The sequence below is a fragment of the Dactylosporangium aurantiacum genome (assembly GCF_000716715.1).
Lineage (GTDB): Bacteria > Actinomycetota > Actinomycetes > Mycobacteriales > Micromonosporaceae > Dactylosporangium > Dactylosporangium aurantiacum.
In genome coordinates this window covers 34,381-53,505 of the sequence record NZ_JNYJ01000026.1, presented here as the reverse complement: position 1 = coordinate 53,505, position 19,125 = coordinate 34,381, and the positions used below count along the sequence as shown (strand labels likewise).

The window sequence follows — 19,125 nt, the reverse complement described above, 5'->3', positions numbered from 1 at the left end:
GTGAATCAGTCGGTGGAGGCTGCCGGTACGTCCGGCAAAAGGCTAGCCGCGCCTGGAATGGCTAGGATGCGGCCGGTGGGCATTGACGGCGGTGCGATGATCGATCTCGAAAACGAGGCGCATGAGCCTGTCGCGCAATGGCAGCTGCGCGACCACGGCCCCTTGGACATGGCGGTGCGGATCCAGGTCGGCACGGTCGCCGGCGGCTGGTACGTGCGTCACCAGGGGTTCGGTGGCCGGCGCTTCGGCGACAAGACGGCCGCCTGGCAGGCAGTTCGTGGGCTGATGGGCCAGCACGACGGCCGCTGGGAACGGGTCGAGGTCGACTCCGCGCCGTTCCGCGTGGTGTGCCGTCCGGATGGTTCGCGGGTCCTGTACGACACGCACGACGACGAATCGCTGCACGCCGGCTGGGGCCGGCACAAGGACGAGCGTTGGGCCGCCTATATGGCCGCAATGGACGCGGGCGAGACGCTGCGGAGGACCGAGACGCATTCGCTGCTCGAGGGCGCCATCGAATTGATCAGATATCGCGACCCGGTCGAGGCGGCGGTGCGGTACGCGGTCTCCACGGCCGTCGAGGCGGGCTCGGACTGGCGGGTGGTCGACCACCGCGAGCGGGGTCCCGCCGACGCGGAGTACGAGCACGAAGTGCATGCCAACGCCGACCCGGAGCTGCCCTACAGGTCGAGCGACATGACCGACGTGCCGGTCAGCCGCCGGTCCAGGCCGCCGGACGGCCTGAGCGTCCTGCCGTCCGGGGAGGTCGGCGTGACCGAGGACCTGCGGCACCTGGGGCTGCTGCCGCCGCGCATCATCTGGCCGCGGACGCCCGCGCCGGCAGGTCCGCCGCGCCCGGTGTGCGGCATGACGGCGCGACCCAGAGACTGGGGACCGAAGGCGGTGAACGTCCAGGACGTGACCCCGGTGGCGTGGCAGGAGGCGGTCGACCCGCCGCCCAACCACCTGGCCCTGGCCTCCCTACCTGACGGCCGGCACCTGCTCGCCTCGGCCGACGACGCCGTCGCGGAGGTCTGGAGCACCGGCGACGGCCGCCGGATACGCACGGTCTCCGGGCACGCCGAGTGGGTCCTGTCCGTCGCGCTCACGGTGCTCCCCGACGGCAAGGTGGTGCTGGCGACCGGCGGGAAGGACGGCCTGGCCCGCGTCTGGACCACCCGGGAGGGCGAGCCGGTCGCCGAGCTCACCGGGCACCGCGGACCGGTCAACGCCCTCGCCTGGGCCAGCCCGCCGGGCGACGTGCCGTGGTTGGTCACCGGCGGCGACGACGCGACCGTACGCGTCTGGGACGTGGAATCCGAGCGGATCCGGGCCGCCTTCGAGGTCGGCGACCGCGGTGTCGACCTCGTGTGGTCGGTGGCCGCTGCCGTCCGGTCCGACGGGCACGTCTGTGTCGTCGCCGGCGTCGACGACGCGGCCAGGTCCACCGTGTACGTCTGGGACGCGACCGCCGGCACGACCACGCACGAGTTCGTGTTCGAGCGCGCCGAGTCGGGGATCCGGTCGCCGCAGGTGGCGGTGGCGACGCTCGCCGACCGCTCGTTGCGGGTCGCGGCCGCGGCCGGCGGCGTGGTACGGGTGTGGGACGGCCACACCGGTGAGGTGGTGCGGACGTTCACCGTGCCCGGGCGGGGTGACGGAGGCGTCGCGCTGGCCGTGCTGCCGGACCTGCGCGTGGCCGTCGCCGCGACCGGCGGCCGGCAAACCGTGGTCTGGGACGCGGAGTCGGGGGCGCCACTGGCCACCGTGGACCACGCGGGCGAGGGCTGGCGGAAGCCGGTCGCCCTCGTGGCCCGGCCGGACGGTGCGCTGCTGCTGGCGACCGGCCGGGAGGGCGACACACCGGCCCGCGTGCTGCGGGTGAGCCCGCATTGGTAGCGGCCATGTCCATCGAGGAGCTCATCGTCCGGGTGACCGCCTGGGTCGAGGAGTACCGGTGGTCCGGCGATCCGGCCGCCCTCCTGGACACCACCGCGCAGCGGGACGCGGCGGCACTGTGGCGGGTGGTGCGCGGCGTCGACCCGGACACCGCCTCGGCACCGCTGGAGGCGCTGTTTCTCAAGGCCTGCCACGCGCTGGGCCTGCTGCACTACTGGCGGCACCGGGCGTCGGCCGGCGATCGACGCCACGCCGAGTTGGCCCGGGCGCTGGTGTGCCTGGAGGTCGTCGCGGATGACCACCACGCCGTGCCGGCCGAGCTGCACCCGCTGGTCGGGCGGTTCACCGATCCGGATGCCCAGGCGGAGGCTGCGGTGGCGCTGCTGGCGGCTTCGGTTCGGCTGCCCGACCCGGCCCTGCTCGACGCGGTGATCCTGCTGATGACCGTCGCGGCGCAGGCGCCGCCGCCGCGGGATCCACGTCGCGGTGCGCGGCTGTCGCATCTCTGCCTCGCCCTGCGGCGCCGCCACGAGCGGGACGGCGCTGCGGCCGACCTCGACGCCGCGGTCACCGCCGGCGAGGAGGCGGTCGAGATCGCCGACGGGCGTGGCGAGCCGGCCCCGGAGGCATGGTCGAACCTGGCCGCCGCCTACCGGTGCCGCCACCGCCTCCGCGGCCGGGCCGGAGACCTGCGGCGGGCCGTCGACCTGCTGGAGCGGCGGCTGGCGGTCACCGGGGCCGACCCGGCCGCGCTGGCCGAGCTGGGTGAGGCCTACCGGCAGCGGTACGAGCAGACCGGCGACCCCGCGTACGTCGAGCGGGCCGTGGCACTGGCCGACCAGGCGGTCACGCGCGCCGGCGAGCAGGCGAGCCCCGCGCTGCTGGCCACCCTCGGCGGCGCGCTGCTGCGGCGGTACGAGCGGACCGGCGCCCGGCCCGACCTGTGGCGCGCGGCGGACCTCAGCGAACGGATCGTGGCCGGGCTGCGGCCGGACGTTGCCGACCGCGGCGCCCACCTGGCGGCCGCGGCGTCTGTCCTGCTCAAGCGGTACGAGCGGAGCCGGTCGCGGGAGGACGTGCACCGCGCCGTCGACCTGTACGAGCAGGCGCTGTCGACGCTGCCCGACGACGACCGCGCCCGCCCGCCGCTCCTGCGCGGCCTCGCCGGGGCGCTCCACCAGCGACACCTCACCACCGGCGACGGTGCCGACCTGGAGCGGGCGGTGACCCTGGCCGGCTGGGCGCTCGCCGCGGTCCCGCCCGGCCACCCCGAGCGGGCCGCCGCGACCATGGAGGCGGTGGCCGTCCATCTGACCCGGTACGCGCGCACCGGCGTGCTCGCCGACCTGGCCTACGCCGTCGACCAGGCCGAGACGGTGCTCGCGGCCGGTGGGCCACCGCCGTGGCTGTCCACCTTGGGCGACGCCTACCAGCAGCGGTACGTCGTCACCGGCGACGTCGCCGACCTCGACCGGGCGATCGCGCTCGGCGAGCGGGCCGCGGTCGGCACGGACTTCGCGCTCGCCGCGCGGCAGGTGCGGCTCGCGACCGCGTACTGGCGCCGCCACCGCGGCGCGGACCGCAAGAGCGACCTGGACCGGGCGGTCGAGCTGGGCGAGCGGGCCGTGTCCGGTACTCCCGCGGACCACGTCGAGCTGCCCGGTCGGCTGTCGCTGCTCGCCGAGATGCGGCTCGACCGGTACCGGATCGGCGGCACGACCGCGGACGCGGACGCGGCGGCTGACCTCGGCGAGCGGGCGCTGGCAAGCGCCCCGGCCGACCATCCCGGCCGCTCGCTGTTCACCGCCACCGTCTGCGTCGCCCACCTCGAACGCGGAGCCGCCGCGCTGGATCCGGCCCGGCTCCGCGACCTGGCGGCCGGGGTCGCCGAGGCACGGGGCACGGCGCCACTCGACCGCATTGCCGCCCACCACGCCGCCGGCTCGCTCGCGCTGGCGGCCGGCGATGCGACGCTGGCCGTGCAGCTGCTGGACCGTGCGGTCGCGTTGCTGCCGTCCGCGGCGCCGCGGGAGGCCGGCTGGGCCGACCAGCAACACCGGCTCGGCAGGCAGGCCGGCCTCGTCGGTGACGCGGTGGCCGCGCACTGCGCGGCTGGTGACCCCCGCGGGGCGGTCGAGGTCGCTGAGCTCGGCCGGGGCGTGCTGCTCGCGAGCCAGGCGAACACCCGCGTCGACCTTGTGGAGCTGGCCGACCGTGACCCGCGCCTCGCGGACCGGTTCGGGTGGGTGTGCGACAGACTCAACACGCCCGACTTTCCGGCCGACGAACGGCGGCGGTGGTGGGCGGACTACGACGCGCTGCTCATCGAGATTCGGCAGCTGCCCGGTCTGGAGGAGTTCCTGGCCGCGCCGCGCCTGGCGGGACTGCGCCCCGCGGTGGCGGGCGGCTGCGCCGTCCTGGTCAACGCGAGCCGGCACCGCGGCGACGCGGTCGTCGTCCGGCCCGACGCCGAGCCGTCGCTGGTCGAGCTGCCCGCCCTGCGCCTGTCCGATGTGGATACCTGGGTGACGGCGCTCCTCGGCGCGTTCGAGGGCGAGCCGTCGCTGGCCGGCGTGCTGCGCCGCGGGCGAGTGGTACGCGAGGTCCTGGACTGGCTGGAAGAGACGGTCGTCGGCCCGGTCGTCGCCACGCTGCCCGCGACGGAGGCGGCGCCGTGCCGGGTGTGGTGGCTGCCGACCGGCCTGCTCGGCCTGCTGCCGCTACACGCCGCCGGCACCGCCCCCGACCTGCTGGTTTCGTCCTACATACCCTCCCTGCGTGCCCTGCGGACGGCCCGCGACCGCCCGCCCACGACCCGGCGCCGGCGCCTCACCGTGGCGTTGCCGCACACGCCCGGTCTCGCCGCGCTGCCCGGAGCCGCCCGCGAGGCCGCCGCGCTGGGCGGCACGGTGCTCACCGACGGGCAGGCCACCGCCGACCGGGTGGTGCCGGCCATCGAGGCGGCCACCTGGGCGCACTTCGCCTGCCACGGTGTGCTCGACCCGACCTCCCAGGCCGACAGCGGGTTGCGGCTGTTCGACCGGACGCTGCGCCTGCCGGAGGTCGGCGGGCTGCGGCTGGCCGAGGCGGAGCTGGCGTATCTGTCCGCCTGCTCCACCGCCAACCACGGCATCCGGTACGCCGATGAGGTGCTGCACCTGGCGTCCGCCTTCCAGTTCGCCGGCTTCCGGCACGTGGTGGCATGCCTGTGGCCACTCGACGACGGCATCGCCAGGAAAGCCGCCCGCGCGTTCTACAAAGGGCTGCCGGACGCACCGGTCGCGGACGGCGCGGCCACGGTCCTGCGGCAGGTGATCCGTCGCCTGCGCGCGGCGAACCCGGATCGCCCCGACCTCTGGGCCCCATTGATCCATAGCGGACCATGAGTCATCGCTGCCATGCCGGTGGTGACCGGGCCGGGGCCGCGGGAACCGCTGCTGCGGCTCACGCCCGTTGTGGGTACCCTTGGGACAGGCGATCAACAACCGGAGCCGGCACAGCCATGGCACGTGGCGAACGTGCAGCACACCCGGCATCGGGAGCTGCCGAGATGAGCGTGTGGCAATGTCGTGTGGCAATGACGCCGATATCGACGTGACTCGTCGCGTTCAGGCGGTTCTCATCTCGTTGCCGCACCGTACGCAGATGCGTACTGCCCCGTTCCGGGTGACCGCCGCGAGGCGGACGTGGGCCTGGCCGCGGTGGGTGGGTTACGCGCTGACCCTGGCTGCGGTGACGGCGGCGTTCGTCCTGCTGCGCCGGTCCCTGCCTGACCCCGGCACTGTCCTGCGGGCGCTGGTGGATGCGCGGTGGGGGTGGCTTACCGCGGCGCTGCTGGTCCAGGCCGGGTCCGTCTTCATGTACGCCGTGCAACAGCGCCGGCTCCTGGCGGCCTACGGCGGTGCGATGTCCAACGGCCAGGCCGTCGGCGTGTCGCTCGCCCGTACGGCACTGTCCACGGCGATGCCGGCCGGTGGCCCGGTGTCGACCGCGTTCGCCGTGCGGCAGTTCTGCACGTACGGCCTGACCAGCGCGCACGCCCTTGCCACCACGGCCCTGGCCAGCGTGCAGGCGAGCGCGGCCATCGTGCTGCTGTACCTCGTCTGGTACCTCACCGGCCTGACTACCGGCGAACTGCTGATCACCGCTGCCGTCGCGGCCCTGCTGTGCACGGCCGTCGTCCTGGTCCGGCTCCTGCGGCACCAGCTGCGGCACCAGCTGCGGCACCAGCTGCGGCACCAGCTGCGGCACCGCCTGATGCGCCGCCGCCCCGAGCTGCTGCGCCGCGCACCGCACGCCCCGCACGCCCCGCAGGCACCGCAGGCCCCGGGCATCCCGGCGCAGCCCGCGGGGGCGCTGCGCCGTGGCGTCCGCGCGCTGATCCGCCTGGGCGCGGACACGTCGCGTGCCTGCTGGTCGCTGCCGGGCAGATACTGGCTCACGGCCGGCGGCGCGGCCGTCGCGAGACGGCTGTTCGACCTGGTCTGCTTCATCGCGGCGGCATACGCGTACCGTCTCGACACCGCCACCACGGCTCTTGTCGGCGCGTACCTCACCGGCCAGCTCGTCCGGCAGATCCCGCTCGTCGCCGGCGGTGCCGGACTCATCGAGGCCAGCCTCCTGGCCGCGTTGATCACCTCCGGCGCCGACCCCTCGGCCGCCGCGGCCGCCGTCCTGACGTACCGGCTGCTGTCGTGCTGGTTGATCGCGCTCGCCGGCCTGCCCGTCGTGATCACCCTCGACGGTTCAGCGAACTGCCACCCCCGGCGGGACGCAGGTCCGGTGCGATCGTCGATCGGGGCGCGCCCGTGCGGCGGGGGCGGCGGCGGCCGGCCCCGCCGCACGGAAGCGGTCGGGCCGCTCAGCCGGTGGCGCGGCCGGTCAGCTTGTCCCGCAGCCGGTCGACCAGGCCCACACCGGGCCCGACCAGCTTGTGGAACAGCTCGCTGTTCGGCGCGCCCGGGTGCGGGCGGGTCGGCGCGAGCTTCTTCGCGGTCTCCACCTTGGCCGCCAGTTCGGTGAGCTCCTCGTGCGGGACCCGGCCGCGCTCCTCGGCCACGGTGTGGCGCACCAACTCGCTGATGGCGGTGTCTGCCAGGTCCCGGCGGGCCTGCGGGTCGGTCGTCGCCCGGATCTCCCCGAGGAGCGCGGTGACCTCCCGGTGGTCGGTGGTGAGCACGTCGACGACGTCGCCACGGACTTGGCTGCTGGTCATGAGATCTCCATGGGTCAGCGCCGGCAATTGCGCCTGGCCTCCCCAGCGGCGGCTCGATCACTCATCGCAGTCACCCGCGGTTGCCGGTCCGGTGGGTGAGTCACCGGACGGCGAAGGGCCCGGCAGCCGACGCTGCCGGGCCCTTCCGGTGTGCTGCGAGGGTCAGCCCACCGTGATGTACGTGACGTTGGTGGCGCCGGCGTAGGAGATCACGCCGAAGTACCGCTTGGCCGGGTCGAGACCCGTCCAGGTCGCGGTCAGCGTCGTCGGCACGCCGGCGGTCACCGGCGGGTTGCTGACGCTGAGGTTGCCCGCGGCGCTGTTCGGCACCACCCAGTTGCTGAGGGCGTACGACGTGGCACCGCCGGGCGTGGCGAAGCCGTTGACATAGATGTCGTACGTGCCGGCGGCCGGCGCGTCCAGCGTCGCGCGTTCGTCCGCCGAGCCGGAGGCCGACAGGCCCACCAGCGTGCCCGCCTTGTAGACGTACAGGTCGAGGTCGGCGGTCTTGTCGTCGGAGACAAGGTCGAACCGTGCCGCCTTGGTCCCTTCCGGCACCGTCACCTGGTACACCTTCGTGCCCGCGCCGGCCACCGGGTTGGCGCTGTCGAACGGTCCGGTGGCCACGCTGTCGGCGACCGGCGTGACGCCGACCAGGCCGGCGACGGACGTACCGAGGGCGGCCGCCGTCGAGCCGGGCGTGACCGAGTACGTCGCCGACCCGGCCGAAATCGCCCCGGCCACATCGCTCGGCGCCTTGACCGCAACGGGCCGCAGCGCGATGGGGCTGCGGACGCTGTGCTTGCCGTCCGACCAGGTCAGGCTGCCGGTGGCCCACGTGGTCAGCGGCGTCGTGCCGCGGGTGAACGTGACCGTGAACGTCTGCGTCGCGTTCGGCGCCAGCGTGAAGCTGGACGGCGAGACCACGGCGGTGAAGCCGGGGACGTTCGCCGTGGCCTTGTAGGTCGCCGTGGTGGTGCCGACGTTCTTCACCGTCCGGGTCACCGTCTGGACGCCGGCCAGGCCGCCGATGGCGATCGACGCCTGGTTGAGGTCCGGGCCGGCGACGGCCGGCAGCGTGTCGTACGGCGCCGCGAACTGGACCCCGAGGCTGACCATGTAGCTGCGGTAGTCGTTCGGGGCGGCCGGGTAGACCAGGCCGGGGTCGGCCGCACGGTTCGGGTTGACGAAGCCGGCGCCCTGGGCGAACGGGCTGGTCGTCGTCTTGGTGTCGACGGCCGACGTCATGAGCGCGGACTTGATCTCGGACGGCTGCCAGGTCGGGTGGAGCTGCTTCATGAGCGCGCCGATGCCCGCGATGTGCGGTGAGGCCATCGAGGTGCCCGAGTAGAAGTCCCAGTCGCGGCCGTGGTTGCTCGGCGGCGCGACCGCGGCCACGACGTCGTTGCCGGGTGCGGCGATGTCCGGCTTGAGGATGTCGCCACCGGTGGTCGTCGACGGGCCCCGCGAGGAGAAGTCGGTGATCTCCGGGACGTCCGGCAGCGCGGCGACCTCCGCCGGGGTCAGGTCCACGATGCTCGCGGTCGCGCCGGGCGTGGCCGCGTACGCCTTGACGGCGGCACCGGCGACGTCGTTGAGGTGGACCGACGGGATCGGGTGGTAGTCGCCGTTGAGCGAGTTCGGGCTGGTGTTCGTCAGCACCATGCCGACGCCGCCGGCCCGCTTGACCTCGAAGCTCTTGTCGATCCGGGCGTTGACGCCGCGGTCGCAGATGACCACCTTGCCGGTGACCTTGGCCGGGTCGAGCGTGCCGTCGAAGCAGAGCCTGGCGTCATTGTCGCTGGCCCCGGCCAGCTTCGCGCTCACCGCGGTGACCAGCGGCGCCGGCGTGTTCAGGGCCGAGGTGGTCGACGCGCCCACGTACCGCGCGCCGTTGCCGAGCGCGACCGCCCGGTACGCCTTGCGGAAGGTGGCGGCGGCGACGGTGGTGACCCACGGCGCGGGGTGGTCCAGGGTGCTCGCGCCCGGGCCGCTGTTGCCGGCCGAGTTCGCCACGAAGATGCCGGCGTTCGACGCGACCCGGAACGCCTGGGCCACCGAGTCGAGCACCGACGACTCCGACGAGCCGCCGATCGAGTAGTTGATCACGTCGACACCGTCGAGGACGGCGTCGTTGATGGCGGCGACGCTGTCGGAGTTGTAGCAGCCGGCCGCGACGCCCGGCTTGCCCTCCCAGCAGACCTTGTACATCGCGACGGAGGCGGCCGGGGCCATGCCCGACGCGGTGCCGATCTGCTTGCCGTCGATCGTCACCGAGACCCCGGCGTTGCCGGCGGCCGTCGAGGTGGTGTGCGAACCGTGGCCCGATCCGTCACGCGGCGACAGGTAGTCCTCGTCGGCGATGTTCTTCTTGCCGAAGCCCTCGACGTAGTACCGGGCGCCGACCAGCTTGTTGCCGCACAGCGACACCGCGAAGTTCTCGCCGGCGACACACGCGCCGTGCCAGTTCTTCGGCCGCGGGTTGATCTTCTCGTTGGCGAACGAGGGGTTCTCCGGCCAGATGCCGCTGTCGATGACGCCGACGACCACGCCGGCGCCCGCGTTGGCCTGACCACCCGCCTGCGCCCACACGCCGCCCGCGGTGTTGAGGCCGAGGAACTCCGGCGACACCGTGGTGTCCACCTGCGACACCTGGTCGCGCTCGAGCTTGATGACACCCGGAGTCTTCGCGAGCACGGCCGCCTGCGCCTTGGTGAGGTCGACGGCGACGCCGTTGTTCGTGATCGTGTAGTCGTAGATCTTGGTCGCGCCGACCTTCGTCAGCGCCGCGTCGTGCTTGCTCGTCAGGTGCGCACGCCACGCCTTGACCGCTGCGGAATTCGGGTCGAGTTTGTCGCCCGCCTTGGGTTTGGTGGCCTTGAAATTGGCGTCGTAACCCTCATAGCTACCGACGGGGTCATCCACGAACGAAACGATGTAGCGGCCGTCGTTGTAGGCGCCGGAGTTGCTGGACGACGAGGCCGCGTCCGACGTTGTCGCGGCAGCGATGCTGCCCGCGGCGGCGATGATCGGGAGCGCGGCCAAACTTGCTCGCCGCATCCCCTTCGACCTGAAGATCATGTGGTTCTCCTCAGCGGTGCGTTGCCCGGTTGGGGCACGTCGGCATCATGACCAAGGAGGGGATCGCTGTCCATACTGTTCATGCCGCGAGGTCGTCGTCGAAATCAAATCGGCACATTTGAAAACAATGAGCGGGAATTGTGTAACGCGGGACGGCCGCGATCCGCTTCTTCAACGCGTGGTGTGTTCGGGCCGTGAGGTACACGCCGAGGAGGCGTCACCCGGGTTTGTGATCGAGGAAATGCGGGAAACGTGCTGACCGATCGCCCGAAACGAAACCCCCATCAAGGAGTTGATCCGACATGCGACGGTTGCTGACCGCGGCGCTGCTCGCCGCTCTCGTGAGCACGTCCACCGCGTGTGCGAGCGACGACTCGTCCACCAGCGCGACCCCGTCGACGAGTGCCTCCGGGTCGGCGACTGCGAGCCCTTCGGTCGACGCGAGTGCGGACGCCAAGGCCGTGTGCGCCAACGCCGAGAAGATCGTCACCCGGGAGAACGCGACTGAGCTCGGTCGGCAGATCGGTCTCATGATCGTGGCACGGCAGCAGAACAACAGCGCCAACGAGGCGCAGGCGAAGGCGGCTATCAAGACCCAGACCGACACCTGGGCCAAGCAGCTGCGCGACCTGAAGGCGGGGGCCTCCGACCCCGCCATGCAGGCCGCCCTCGACAAGGCGGCCAGCGGCATCGCCACGATCAGCAGCGACGAGTACCTCGCGAAGATCAAGACGGTGAACGACGTCTCCATGGTGGAGAAGGACCTCGCCGCGGCCGGCGCCGACCTCGAAGCCCTCTGCTCCTGACGCGGGTCACCGCCACGGCTCACGGCGCGGGGAGTCCGACCGGGCTCCCCGCGCCGTCCGGCTCGGCGGTTCACCGCCGGTGAGCAGCCCGCCTCGTTCCTGTGCGACGTCAGCGTCGCCACCAGCATCCCGCTGTACGGCGCGTCGCCGAGCGAATATGCGCAGGCTGTCAACGCCGAGACCGCGTCGCGTGCCGCGACCTGAGGCTCACCTCGTGTCCTTGACGCGGCGGTACGCGGGCCGATCGACGTCGCGGCATCACTCGATCGGTGAGTACTGCCCTCGTGGTACGTCGTTTACGCTGAGTGGCGCCGGCGGTCCGCGGCCCCGTTCGTCCAGCGTTCCATAGCTGTCGCACCCATGACGTAACCGCGCCAGTGGCCTTGGCGGAGGCGCCTTCAGCATGCCCATCGCCGGCTTCGCCCGCACATGACGCAACGGCGAATCCGTGTCGCGCCGCGCCTCCGCACGACCTTCACCCGGACCGAGTACCGCCAGCCGCATGGTCATCACTCGCCACAGGGAGGAAGCAGTGACACGACCACGCCTCGTCGCGGTCCTGACGGCTGTCGCCGTGGGGGCCGGGACGATCGCCGTCCTCAGCCCACCCGCACACGCCGACCCGAACGTGACCGCACGGGTCACCATCGAACGCATCCGCGCACTGAACTCGGAAGAGGAGGGCGCCTGCGGCAGCATCGACTGGTACGTGAAGGTCTGGATCAACGGCCACGAACACAACAACGAGGACTCGCCGGACCAGGACGCGCGGGAAGGCAACCCGGACATCAGCCCGGACTGGGAGTTCTCCGACGGCATCGACGTCGCATCGCTGGACACGTCCAGCGGGGTCGCCCGCATCCCGATCCGGATCGAGGTGTGGGACGAGGACGGCGCGTTCTGCTTCGGTGACGACCAGTTCGACGCGTCGCCAGGCGGCTCGCGGTCCATCGACGGCTGGGTCTCCGCGGCACCCTGCACCGGGTCGACCGTCGACCACGGCGACTTCACCTGCGGGTGGAGCATCGTCACCGCCGGCAACGACGATGACCGCGCCGAGGTCACCTTCAGCGTCGACGTCACTGAGCCGCCGAGCGCGCCGAACCTGCGCATCCGTTGCACGCACTCCCCGCTGTGGCCGAAGCCCGGAGAGCCGGTGACGATCGTCGCGACCGCGCTCGACGGCGCGCTCAGACCGACCGTGGTCGGCGATTCGGTGGAGATCTACGCCGCGGGCCGCGAGGCGAAGGTGTCCGGTGTCGGGTCCCTGACCAGAACATTCGACCTGAACGGCGGTCCGCGGGACTTCGCGTACGGCTGCCGGCTCCGCAAAGGCGGCACGACGATCTTCTCCGGATGGCACAAGGTCGCCATCTACCCACCGGCACCGATCGGCTCGGCCGTCCCCGTGCTGTACACCGGACCACGGTCCAGCCGCATCGACATCGTCTTCGTGTCGGACCGGGACACCTACCCCACCGGGCAGTACGACCGGTTCCTGGCAGACGTGGCCACCGTCATCAACACCTCGTACTACGGCTTCGACCAGTTCTTGACGGCGCAGGACAAGTTCAACTTCTGGGTGCTGCCGTCAACGGTGCAGGCACGGGCCGACGACTACGACGACGACAAGGACTGCGGGCACGACCTGCCGGACGGCTGGGATGACGCGTATGCGTTCGCCGACGCCGGTGCCATCCTGCACCGCAAAGACCAGCGCGACTGCGCGCTGCGTGGCGATCGCATCTTCTCCGCCGTCGTCGACACCAACGTCCGTAGCGACGCCCTGCAGGTGCCCACGCACGAGACCGGGCACCAGCCGTTCGGGCTCGCCGACGAGTACTGCTGCGAACTGGGCTACGGCGGCTACTTCCAGCAGGACGTGGCACCCAACGTGTACGAGGAGATCGACGGCGACGACGGGTGCGCTGCCGACCGTCCCAACCTGGGCCGGGGCCCGCTCGTGCCGTGCCGGGAATGGGAGGACCCCGTGGACTGGTGGTTCGACCCGGACTGGTCCACCTCGGAGCCCGGCAACGTCACCCCGGGCATGGCCAACGACGACCTCATGCACGACAACGGGCCGGCGAGCGCCGCCGACGTCCGGCGATTCAACCTCATCTTCGGTGACTGCGCGAGCGCGAAATGCTGAGGAGAACTGCGATGCCACACCGACGAATCCTGGGTGCGGCCGTGCTGACCACGGCGGCGCTGGCGCTGGCGGCCGCGATGCTGCCGCAGGCCGGGTCGGCCGACCCGACCGACCCGACCGACCCGCACACGATCCCGATCCCAGCGTTCGACGATGACGACCCGGCGAAGGCGATCGTCGCGCGGGTCCACTTCGACGGCCGCACCCGGGCGACGGTCGAGTCGACCACGGTGAGCGCGCAACGGGCCCACACGCACGCCGGTGACCCGCCGATCCTGCGGCTCACGCTGTCCGACGTCGATGACGCGGTCGTCGACCGGCTCAACGCGTGGAGCCCGCTGTGGCAGATGGGTGCCGGCGGGGGAGGGCAGCTGCGGATCGCGGCGAGCGCCTCGGGCAGCTTCATCGTGCCGTTCTCACCCGCCCTGTCCAAGATGGTCATCGCCGACGTCGGCCTCGGCCAGGACGTCGTCACGGTCGACCTCGCCACGCCGATCCACGGCTTCTGCGTGGCCAACCCGGCCGACCCCGACTGCCGGGAAAGCGACCTGTCGGTGGACGCGGTCGAGCCCTCGGGGCCGCTGTTCGCGGTCCTCGGCAGGCCGGTCACCATCACCGTCGCAAGCACCGTCGGCAACGCCGGAGCCGACGGCCCCACCGACGCGCGGGTGACCCGGACCGTCACCGCCGGAGCCGGTGTCACGGTCACGCCGGCGGCGCCCGACACCACCACGGTGAGCCTGCCGGTCGGTGCACCGCAGCGGCTGCTGCGCACCTACACGGCGACCTGTACGCAGCCGGGCACCCACCAGATCGACTTCGGCACGACCGTGGCACCGAAGCTGCCGTCGGTGGTCGACGGCAACGCCGCGAACGACATCCGCACCGCGCGGCTGTCGGTGGACTGCGCGGTGCCGGTGACGATCAACGTGCAGCCGGGCAGCGCGCAGAACCCGGTCAACCGCAACGGCAGCACGCTACCGGTGGCGGTGCTCACGACCCGCGCGGGGGAGTACGGCAACCCCGTCGCGATCGACGCGACGACGATCGTCGCCGGGTCGGTCCGGTTCGGCTCGCCTGACGGGCTCCTGCTCGGCGGCGGCACACCGGAGACCCACGGGCAGGTCCACCGCGAGGACGCGCTCGAACTCGACGAGCGCAGCCGCGACGGTGACCAGGACGCGCTGCTGCACTTCAGTCCCCGCGCGGACGCGTTGACTCCGACGGACACGTCGGGCTGCGTGTTCGGCCGGATGAACAGCGCGAACGGTCCCGTCAGTTTCTACGGTTGCGACACGATCCGGGTCATCGGCTGATCCCTGCCGGGTGGCGGCACCGGTCCGGGTGCCGCCACCCGGCGCCGTCCCGGCTCTCAGGCACGCGAGTGTCCGAGAAGGTCGGCGGCGGCGGTCGCGTCCCGAACGGCGAGGCCACAGCTGGCCGGGTCATGCCGGGCCATGGCAATGTGCCGGGCGGCAGTCCGTTCTGCACCTCGACGACATGCCGCTCCCAGGCGCGGACCCTTGCCGTCACGGCGTCCGGCAGCAGCCTGTCGATCAGCCCGAGCGGCTCCAACCGCGGCGCGGGCGGGGCGAGGCGGTCACCCTCGAGGGTGCGGTAGCGTTGCCTGCGTGTGGTTCTGATCATCTTCGGTCAGGATCGGCCCAGTTGCCGGGCAGACCCCTGTCATCCCTGCTCGCAGCCGCTGCGGCGTCGGTGGCCGCCGTCGCCGGTCTGGGCAGTTCGGGACTGCTGAGCCCATGGTGGTCGCTGTTCGCTTACGACGCCGGACAGTCCTTCGCCGCACTCGCCGCAACCCTTGCCTGCTGGATGACCGCCGCCCAGCATTCCGGCGCGCAGCGGTGGTGGCGGCTGTGGATGGGCGCCGCGACGTGTGCCTGGATGGTCGGGCAGCTCTTCTGGTCCAGATACGAACTGGCCCGCGACGTCGGGCCGCCGTCGCCGTCGCTCGCGGACGCCGGATACCTGATCCTGCCGGTGTTCGCGATCGCGGCGATCATCGCCCTTGCCACCGACCGGCCCGGGCAGGGCGCACTGCGACGCCCCGCGAGGCTGCTGGTGATGGGCCTCGACGGGCTCATCGTCGTGGGTGCGGTGTTCGTGCTCACCTGGGCCACCACGCTCAGATCGGTGGTGCGGGCCCGTGCGGCCACCCCGCTCGCCTACACCGTCGCGATCGCCTACCCGGTCATCGATCTGCTGCTGACCGTCATCGTCATCCTGCTCATCGCCACAGGCTCGTCGGCGGCGAACCAGATGCAGCTGATCATCCTCGGAGCCGGGCTGTTCTGCGTTTCGGCCTCGGACAGCGTGTTCGCGTACGTGGTGTCCGGGGGCGCGCGGAGCATACCGCCGCTGGCCACTGTCGGATACGTCGCCGGGCTCGCGCTGGTCGCGGTCGCCGCGCTGACGCCGACCCAGGAGGCGGCGCGCCCGCACGCCCGTTGGGGCCATCTGCTCCTGCCGTACGTGCCGGTGGCCGGTATGGGCGTGTTGTTCATCGTGCAGCGCGTCCGGGGCACCCCGCTGGACAACGTCGAGATCCTGATGGCGACGGCGGTCGTCGCGCTGCTGATCATCCGCCAGTCGCTCACGCTCATGCAGGTTGCCGGTCTCGTCGCATCGAGGGCGCGGCTCGTACTCGTCGCCGACCAGACCCGCCGACAGCTTGAACGCGACCTGCACGATGGCGTCCAGCAGCGACTCATCTCGCTGGGCTTGGAAATCCGCCGGGTCGAGGCGAACGTGCCGTCGGAGCTGACGCAGCTTCGCCAGGAGCTGGCCGCCGTCGCCGCCGAGTTGAGCGGCACGGTCGACGAGGTGCGGGAACTCTCCCGCGGCGTGCATCCGGCGATCCTCAGCGAGGGCGGCCTGCGACCCGCGCTGCGCACGCTGGCCCGCCGCTGCGCCGTCCCGGTGGAGCTTGACATGCAGGTGGACGGCCGACAGCCGGAGCCGGTCGAGGTCGCGGCCTACTACGTGGTGGCGGAAGCGCTGACGAACGTCACCAAGTACGCGCAGGCCACCCTCGTCCGCGTCGGTGTACGGATTCAGCGTGGCCGCCTGTGTCTGACGGTGCGCGACAACGGCGTCGGCGGCGCAGATCCGAAACGCGGCACAGGCCTCACCGGACTGACCGACCGCGTCGAAGCCTTGGGCGGCACCCTCACCCTCGACAGCGCCACCGGCCGGGGCACCTGCCTACAGGCCGAATTTCCGCTCAACCAGCCCTGACCAGCGTCCTTGACCAGGCTGCACAGCGGCGACGCCCGCGCCCTCGCTCGCGCCGCGACGGCACCCGGATCGCCCGGCGCGGACTCTGACCAGCGCACCGTCGGGCGAGGTGGCCGCGCCGGCGCACGAGAAGAACGTCACCTGGCGCAGGTCAACCTCGACCGGACCGTTCGTGGCGGTCGCCGCGCGACGCAACGCGTCCCGCAACGCGGGCGCCGTGCACAGGTCGACATCGCCGGCAGCGGCGACGTGGGCCACCCCGCCCTTCCGGAGGACCGTCACCGTGATCTTCTCTGTCGAACAACCGCACGGCCGGCCGTGCGGCCGCCCAGCGGTCAGTGGCCGCGCAGCGGCAGCGTGATGGTCATCGTCGTGCCGGCGCCGAGCTCACTGGCCGCCTCGATCCGGCCGCCCTGGTCGATGACGATCCGCCGCGCGATGGCGAGACCGAGCCCGCTGCCGCCGGTGTCCCGGCCCCGTGCGGCATCGGCCCGCCACAGCCGGTCGAACACGTGGGGCAGATCGTGCGGGGCGATCCCGCATCCGGTGTCGGCCACGGTGACCACCGCGTCGTCGCCGTCGGCGACCGCTTGCACAGTGACACTCCCGCCGGCCGGGGTATGCCGGATCGCGTTGCTCAGCAGGTTGCCGAGCACCTGCCGGATCCGGTCGGCGTCGACCCGGACCGGCAGCCGATGCCCCGGTTCGACCACGATGCGGACACCGGACTGCTCGGCCGCCGCCTGGCCGGCGCGGGCGCTCACCTCGACCAGGTCGGTGAGGTCGAGGTCCGCCAGGTGGTACACCAGCGCACCGGACTCGGCGAGCGCCAGGTCTTGCAGGTCGTCGACGAGGCGCTGCTGCAGGATCGCCTCCTCGTGCAGCGACGCCAGGACGTCGTCGGTCGGCTCGAACACCCCGTCGCGGATGGCCTCGATGTACCCGCGGAGATTGGACAGCGGGGTGCGCAGTTCATGCGCGAGGTCCGCGACGAGGCGCCGCTGGCGCTCGTCCGCCCCTTCGAGGGAGGCGGCCATCCGGTTGAACGACGCGGCCAGGCGGATGAGTTCCTCGCTGCCCCCGACCGTGACCCGGGCACCGAACTCGCCGTCGGCGACCCGGGCCGACGCCGTGGTCAGCGCCCGCACCGGACGGACGATCCGGGCGGCGATCACGGCCGTGCCGAGCAGCGCCACGACGATCACCCCGCCGGCGGCGATCGTGACGGGTCCCCGCACCGACCGCAGCGTCGGCAGGTCGATCGCACCCAGGTAGAGCTTCACCGGAACGGCCGAGAACTCGCTGATCCGCGTGGTGAACGCCTTGTCGAGGCAGCGCGAGGTGATGGACAGGGGGATCGAGCATGCGTTCACCGTGGCGGTGTCCTGCGCCGATTCGACTGCGGTGGTGACGCCGGCGTCGTGGCAGGCGGGATCGGCCCGACTGTCCGGCCCCGTCAGCCGGGGAACGTCTTCCGCGTCGCGTTCAACGATCACCGGCCCCCAGGAGCGGGTCAGACAGGTGGCGACCCCGACGGTCCGCCGGTACTGCGCGATGGCATCCACCACGCGACGCTGCCGCGCCGTATCGTCCGGATAGTCGGTCCAGCGCAGCGCGAGCCACGGGCGCGGGTCGATCTCGACCGGCCGCGCGGCGACCGGCCGGGCGGTGCGTTCGGCGAGCGCCTCCGTGTCGACGATGACGTGGTCGTCCGCGGTCGTCAGCCGGATCCGCTGCCGGTGCGGATCCGTTCGGAAACGGGCGTAGATGACCTCGGAGATGCCCTCCCAGATGCCGTGGTTCTGGCCGTACAGGCGGATGGTGTCGACGAACGCCCAATCCTGTGCGGCCGCGGCGGCCAGCGACCGGTCCAGCTGGCTGGAGGTCAGCCGCACCGACAGCCAGGCCGTCGCGCCGACCGCGCTCACCGCCACCAGCGTCACGAACAGGAAGACCTGCGTGCGCAGGCTCATCGGGCGGGTCGGCAGCGGTCGTCGGCTCACTGTTCGGCCATCCGGTACCCGCGTCCGTACACGGTCTGTATGAAGCGTGGCCGCGACACGTCGGTCTCCAGCTTGCGGCGCAGGTTGACGACGTGCGTGTCGACGGCGCGTTCCAGGACGTCGTGGTCGAACCCGAAGGCGCGGTCGATGAGCTGCGCTCGGGTGAAGACCCGGCCCGGCGCGGCGGCGAGCACCTCCAGAATGCCGAACTCCTTCGCCGTCAGTTGCACCGCGACCCCGTCGACGCGTACCTCGAAGCGCCCGGCGTCCACCTCCAGGCCGCCCACGCGCAGCACCGGCTGGTCGGCCGCGGCGACCGCGCCGGAGCGGCGCAGCAGGGCGCGCACCCGCGCGACCAGCACCCGCGGGCTGTACGGCTTGGTCAGATAGTCATCGGCGCCCAGATCGAGGCCGAGCAGCTGGTCGTTCTCGGTCGAGCGGGCGGTCAGCATCAGGATCGGCACGGCCGACTCCGCGCGCAGGATTCGGCACACGTCCAGGCCATCGACGTGCGGCATCATCACGTCGAGCACGACGAGGTCGGGCCTGCGGGCCCGATACTGCTCGATCGCGCTGCGGCCGTCGCCGACAGCCAGCACGTCGTGGCCGTCGCGTTCCAGATACACCCGCACGAGACGGGCCTGCTTCGGATCGTCCTCCGCGACCAGGACACGCGCGCTCATGTGCCCATTCTGCGACCCAATCATGCGGAAT

12 protein-coding genes and 1 pseudogene are annotated in these 19,125 nt (G+C 72.3%); 8 read left to right on the top strand and 5 right to left on the bottom strand.

Features of this window, described 5'->3' with window-relative positions:
• Positions 1–96: 96 nt before the first annotated feature.
• From OP18_RS27920 to OP18_RS60885, 3 genes and pseudogenes are all read left to right on the top strand, one after another.
• Entirely contained in the window at positions 97–1,899 is a 1,803-nt protein-coding gene (locus OP18_RS27920) for a WD40 repeat domain-containing protein (protein ID WP_033362076.1), read from the top strand.
• A gap of 5 nt (positions 1,900–1,904) precedes the next feature.
• Positions 1,905–5,285, top strand: coding sequence for a CHAT domain-containing protein (locus tag OP18_RS27915; RefSeq protein ID WP_033362041.1), 3,381 nt, complete (start codon positions 1,905–1,907; stop codon positions 5,283–5,285).
• A 178-nt stretch (positions 5,286–5,463) separates the two neighbouring features.
• Positions 5,464–6,606: pseudogene (locus OP18_RS60885) on the top strand (lysylphosphatidylglycerol synthase domain-containing protein); the annotation flags it as partial.
• 154 nt (positions 6,607–6,760) lie between these two features.
• Here OP18_RS60885 and OP18_RS27905 read toward each other — a convergent pair.
• Both OP18_RS27905 and OP18_RS27900 read right to left on the bottom strand, forming a co-directional pair.
• Positions 6,761–7,114 (bottom strand): hypothetical protein, encoded by a 354-nt coding sequence (locus OP18_RS27905; protein ID WP_033362039.1) that lies wholly within the window; start codon positions 7,112–7,114, stop codon positions 6,761–6,763.
• A gap of 162 nt (positions 7,115–7,276) precedes the next feature.
• Positions 7,277–10,174, bottom strand: a complete 2,898-nt coding sequence (locus OP18_RS27900; protein WP_033362075.1) for a S8 family serine peptidase — start codon at positions 10,172–10,174, stop codon at positions 7,277–7,279.
• Here OP18_RS27900 and OP18_RS58740 point away from each other — a divergent pair.
• The 5 genes from OP18_RS58740 (at position 10,080) to OP18_RS53175 (ending at position 16,408) form a co-directional block, all read left to right on the top strand.
• Positions 10,080–10,454, top strand: a complete 375-nt coding sequence (locus OP18_RS58740) for a hypothetical protein (RefSeq protein WP_162189847.1) — start codon at positions 10,080–10,082, stop codon at positions 10,452–10,454. The two genes, OP18_RS27900 and OP18_RS58740, sit on opposite strands and share 95 nt — an antisense overlap.
• Positions 10,455–10,497: 43 nt before the next feature.
• Entirely contained in the window at positions 10,498–11,001 is a 504-nt protein-coding gene (locus tag OP18_RS27895) for a hypothetical protein (protein WP_156089839.1), read from the top strand.
• Positions 11,002–11,533: 532 nt separating this feature from the next.
• Positions 11,534–13,153, top strand: a complete 1,620-nt coding sequence (locus OP18_RS27890) for a hypothetical protein (protein ID WP_033362037.1) — start codon at positions 11,534–11,536, stop codon at positions 13,151–13,153.
• 11 nt (positions 13,154–13,164) lie between these two features.
• The gene (locus OP18_RS27885) at positions 13,165–14,469 is read left to right on the top strand and encodes a hypothetical protein (RefSeq protein ID WP_156089838.1); all 1,305 of its coding nucleotides are present in this window, start codon (positions 13,165–13,167) and stop codon (positions 14,467–14,469) included.
• Positions 14,470–14,869: 400 nt separating this feature from the next.
• On the top strand, positions 14,870–16,408 hold the full coding sequence (locus OP18_RS53175; protein ID WP_162189846.1) for a sensor histidine kinase: 1,539 nt from the start codon (positions 14,870–14,872) through the stop codon (positions 16,406–16,408).
• On the opposite strand, the gene OP18_RS55605 is transcribed toward OP18_RS53175, so the two are convergent.
• From OP18_RS55605 to OP18_RS27870, 3 genes are read right to left on the bottom strand one after another with little or no spacing between them, the layout of a single operon-like run.
• Complete coding sequence (locus tag OP18_RS55605; RefSeq protein WP_081971184.1) at positions 16,376–16,690, bottom strand: STAS domain-containing protein; 315 nt, start codon at positions 16,688–16,690, stop codon at positions 16,376–16,378. The two genes, OP18_RS53175 and OP18_RS55605, sit on opposite strands and share 33 nt — an antisense overlap.
• Positions 16,691–16,743: 53 nt before the next feature.
• On the bottom strand, positions 16,744–18,411 hold the full coding sequence (locus OP18_RS27875) for a sensor histidine kinase (RefSeq protein WP_156089836.1): 1,668 nt from the start codon (positions 18,409–18,411) through the stop codon (positions 16,744–16,746).
• Positions 18,408–19,094 carry a response regulator transcription factor gene (locus OP18_RS27870; RefSeq protein ID WP_033362034.1) on the bottom strand — a complete coding sequence of 229 codons (687 nt, stop codon included), beginning with the start codon at positions 19,092–19,094 and terminating at the stop codon, positions 18,408–18,410. The genes OP18_RS27875 and OP18_RS27870 overlap by 4 nt, the downstream gene beginning before the upstream one ends.
• Between the last annotated feature and the right edge of the window lie 31 nt (positions 19,095–19,125).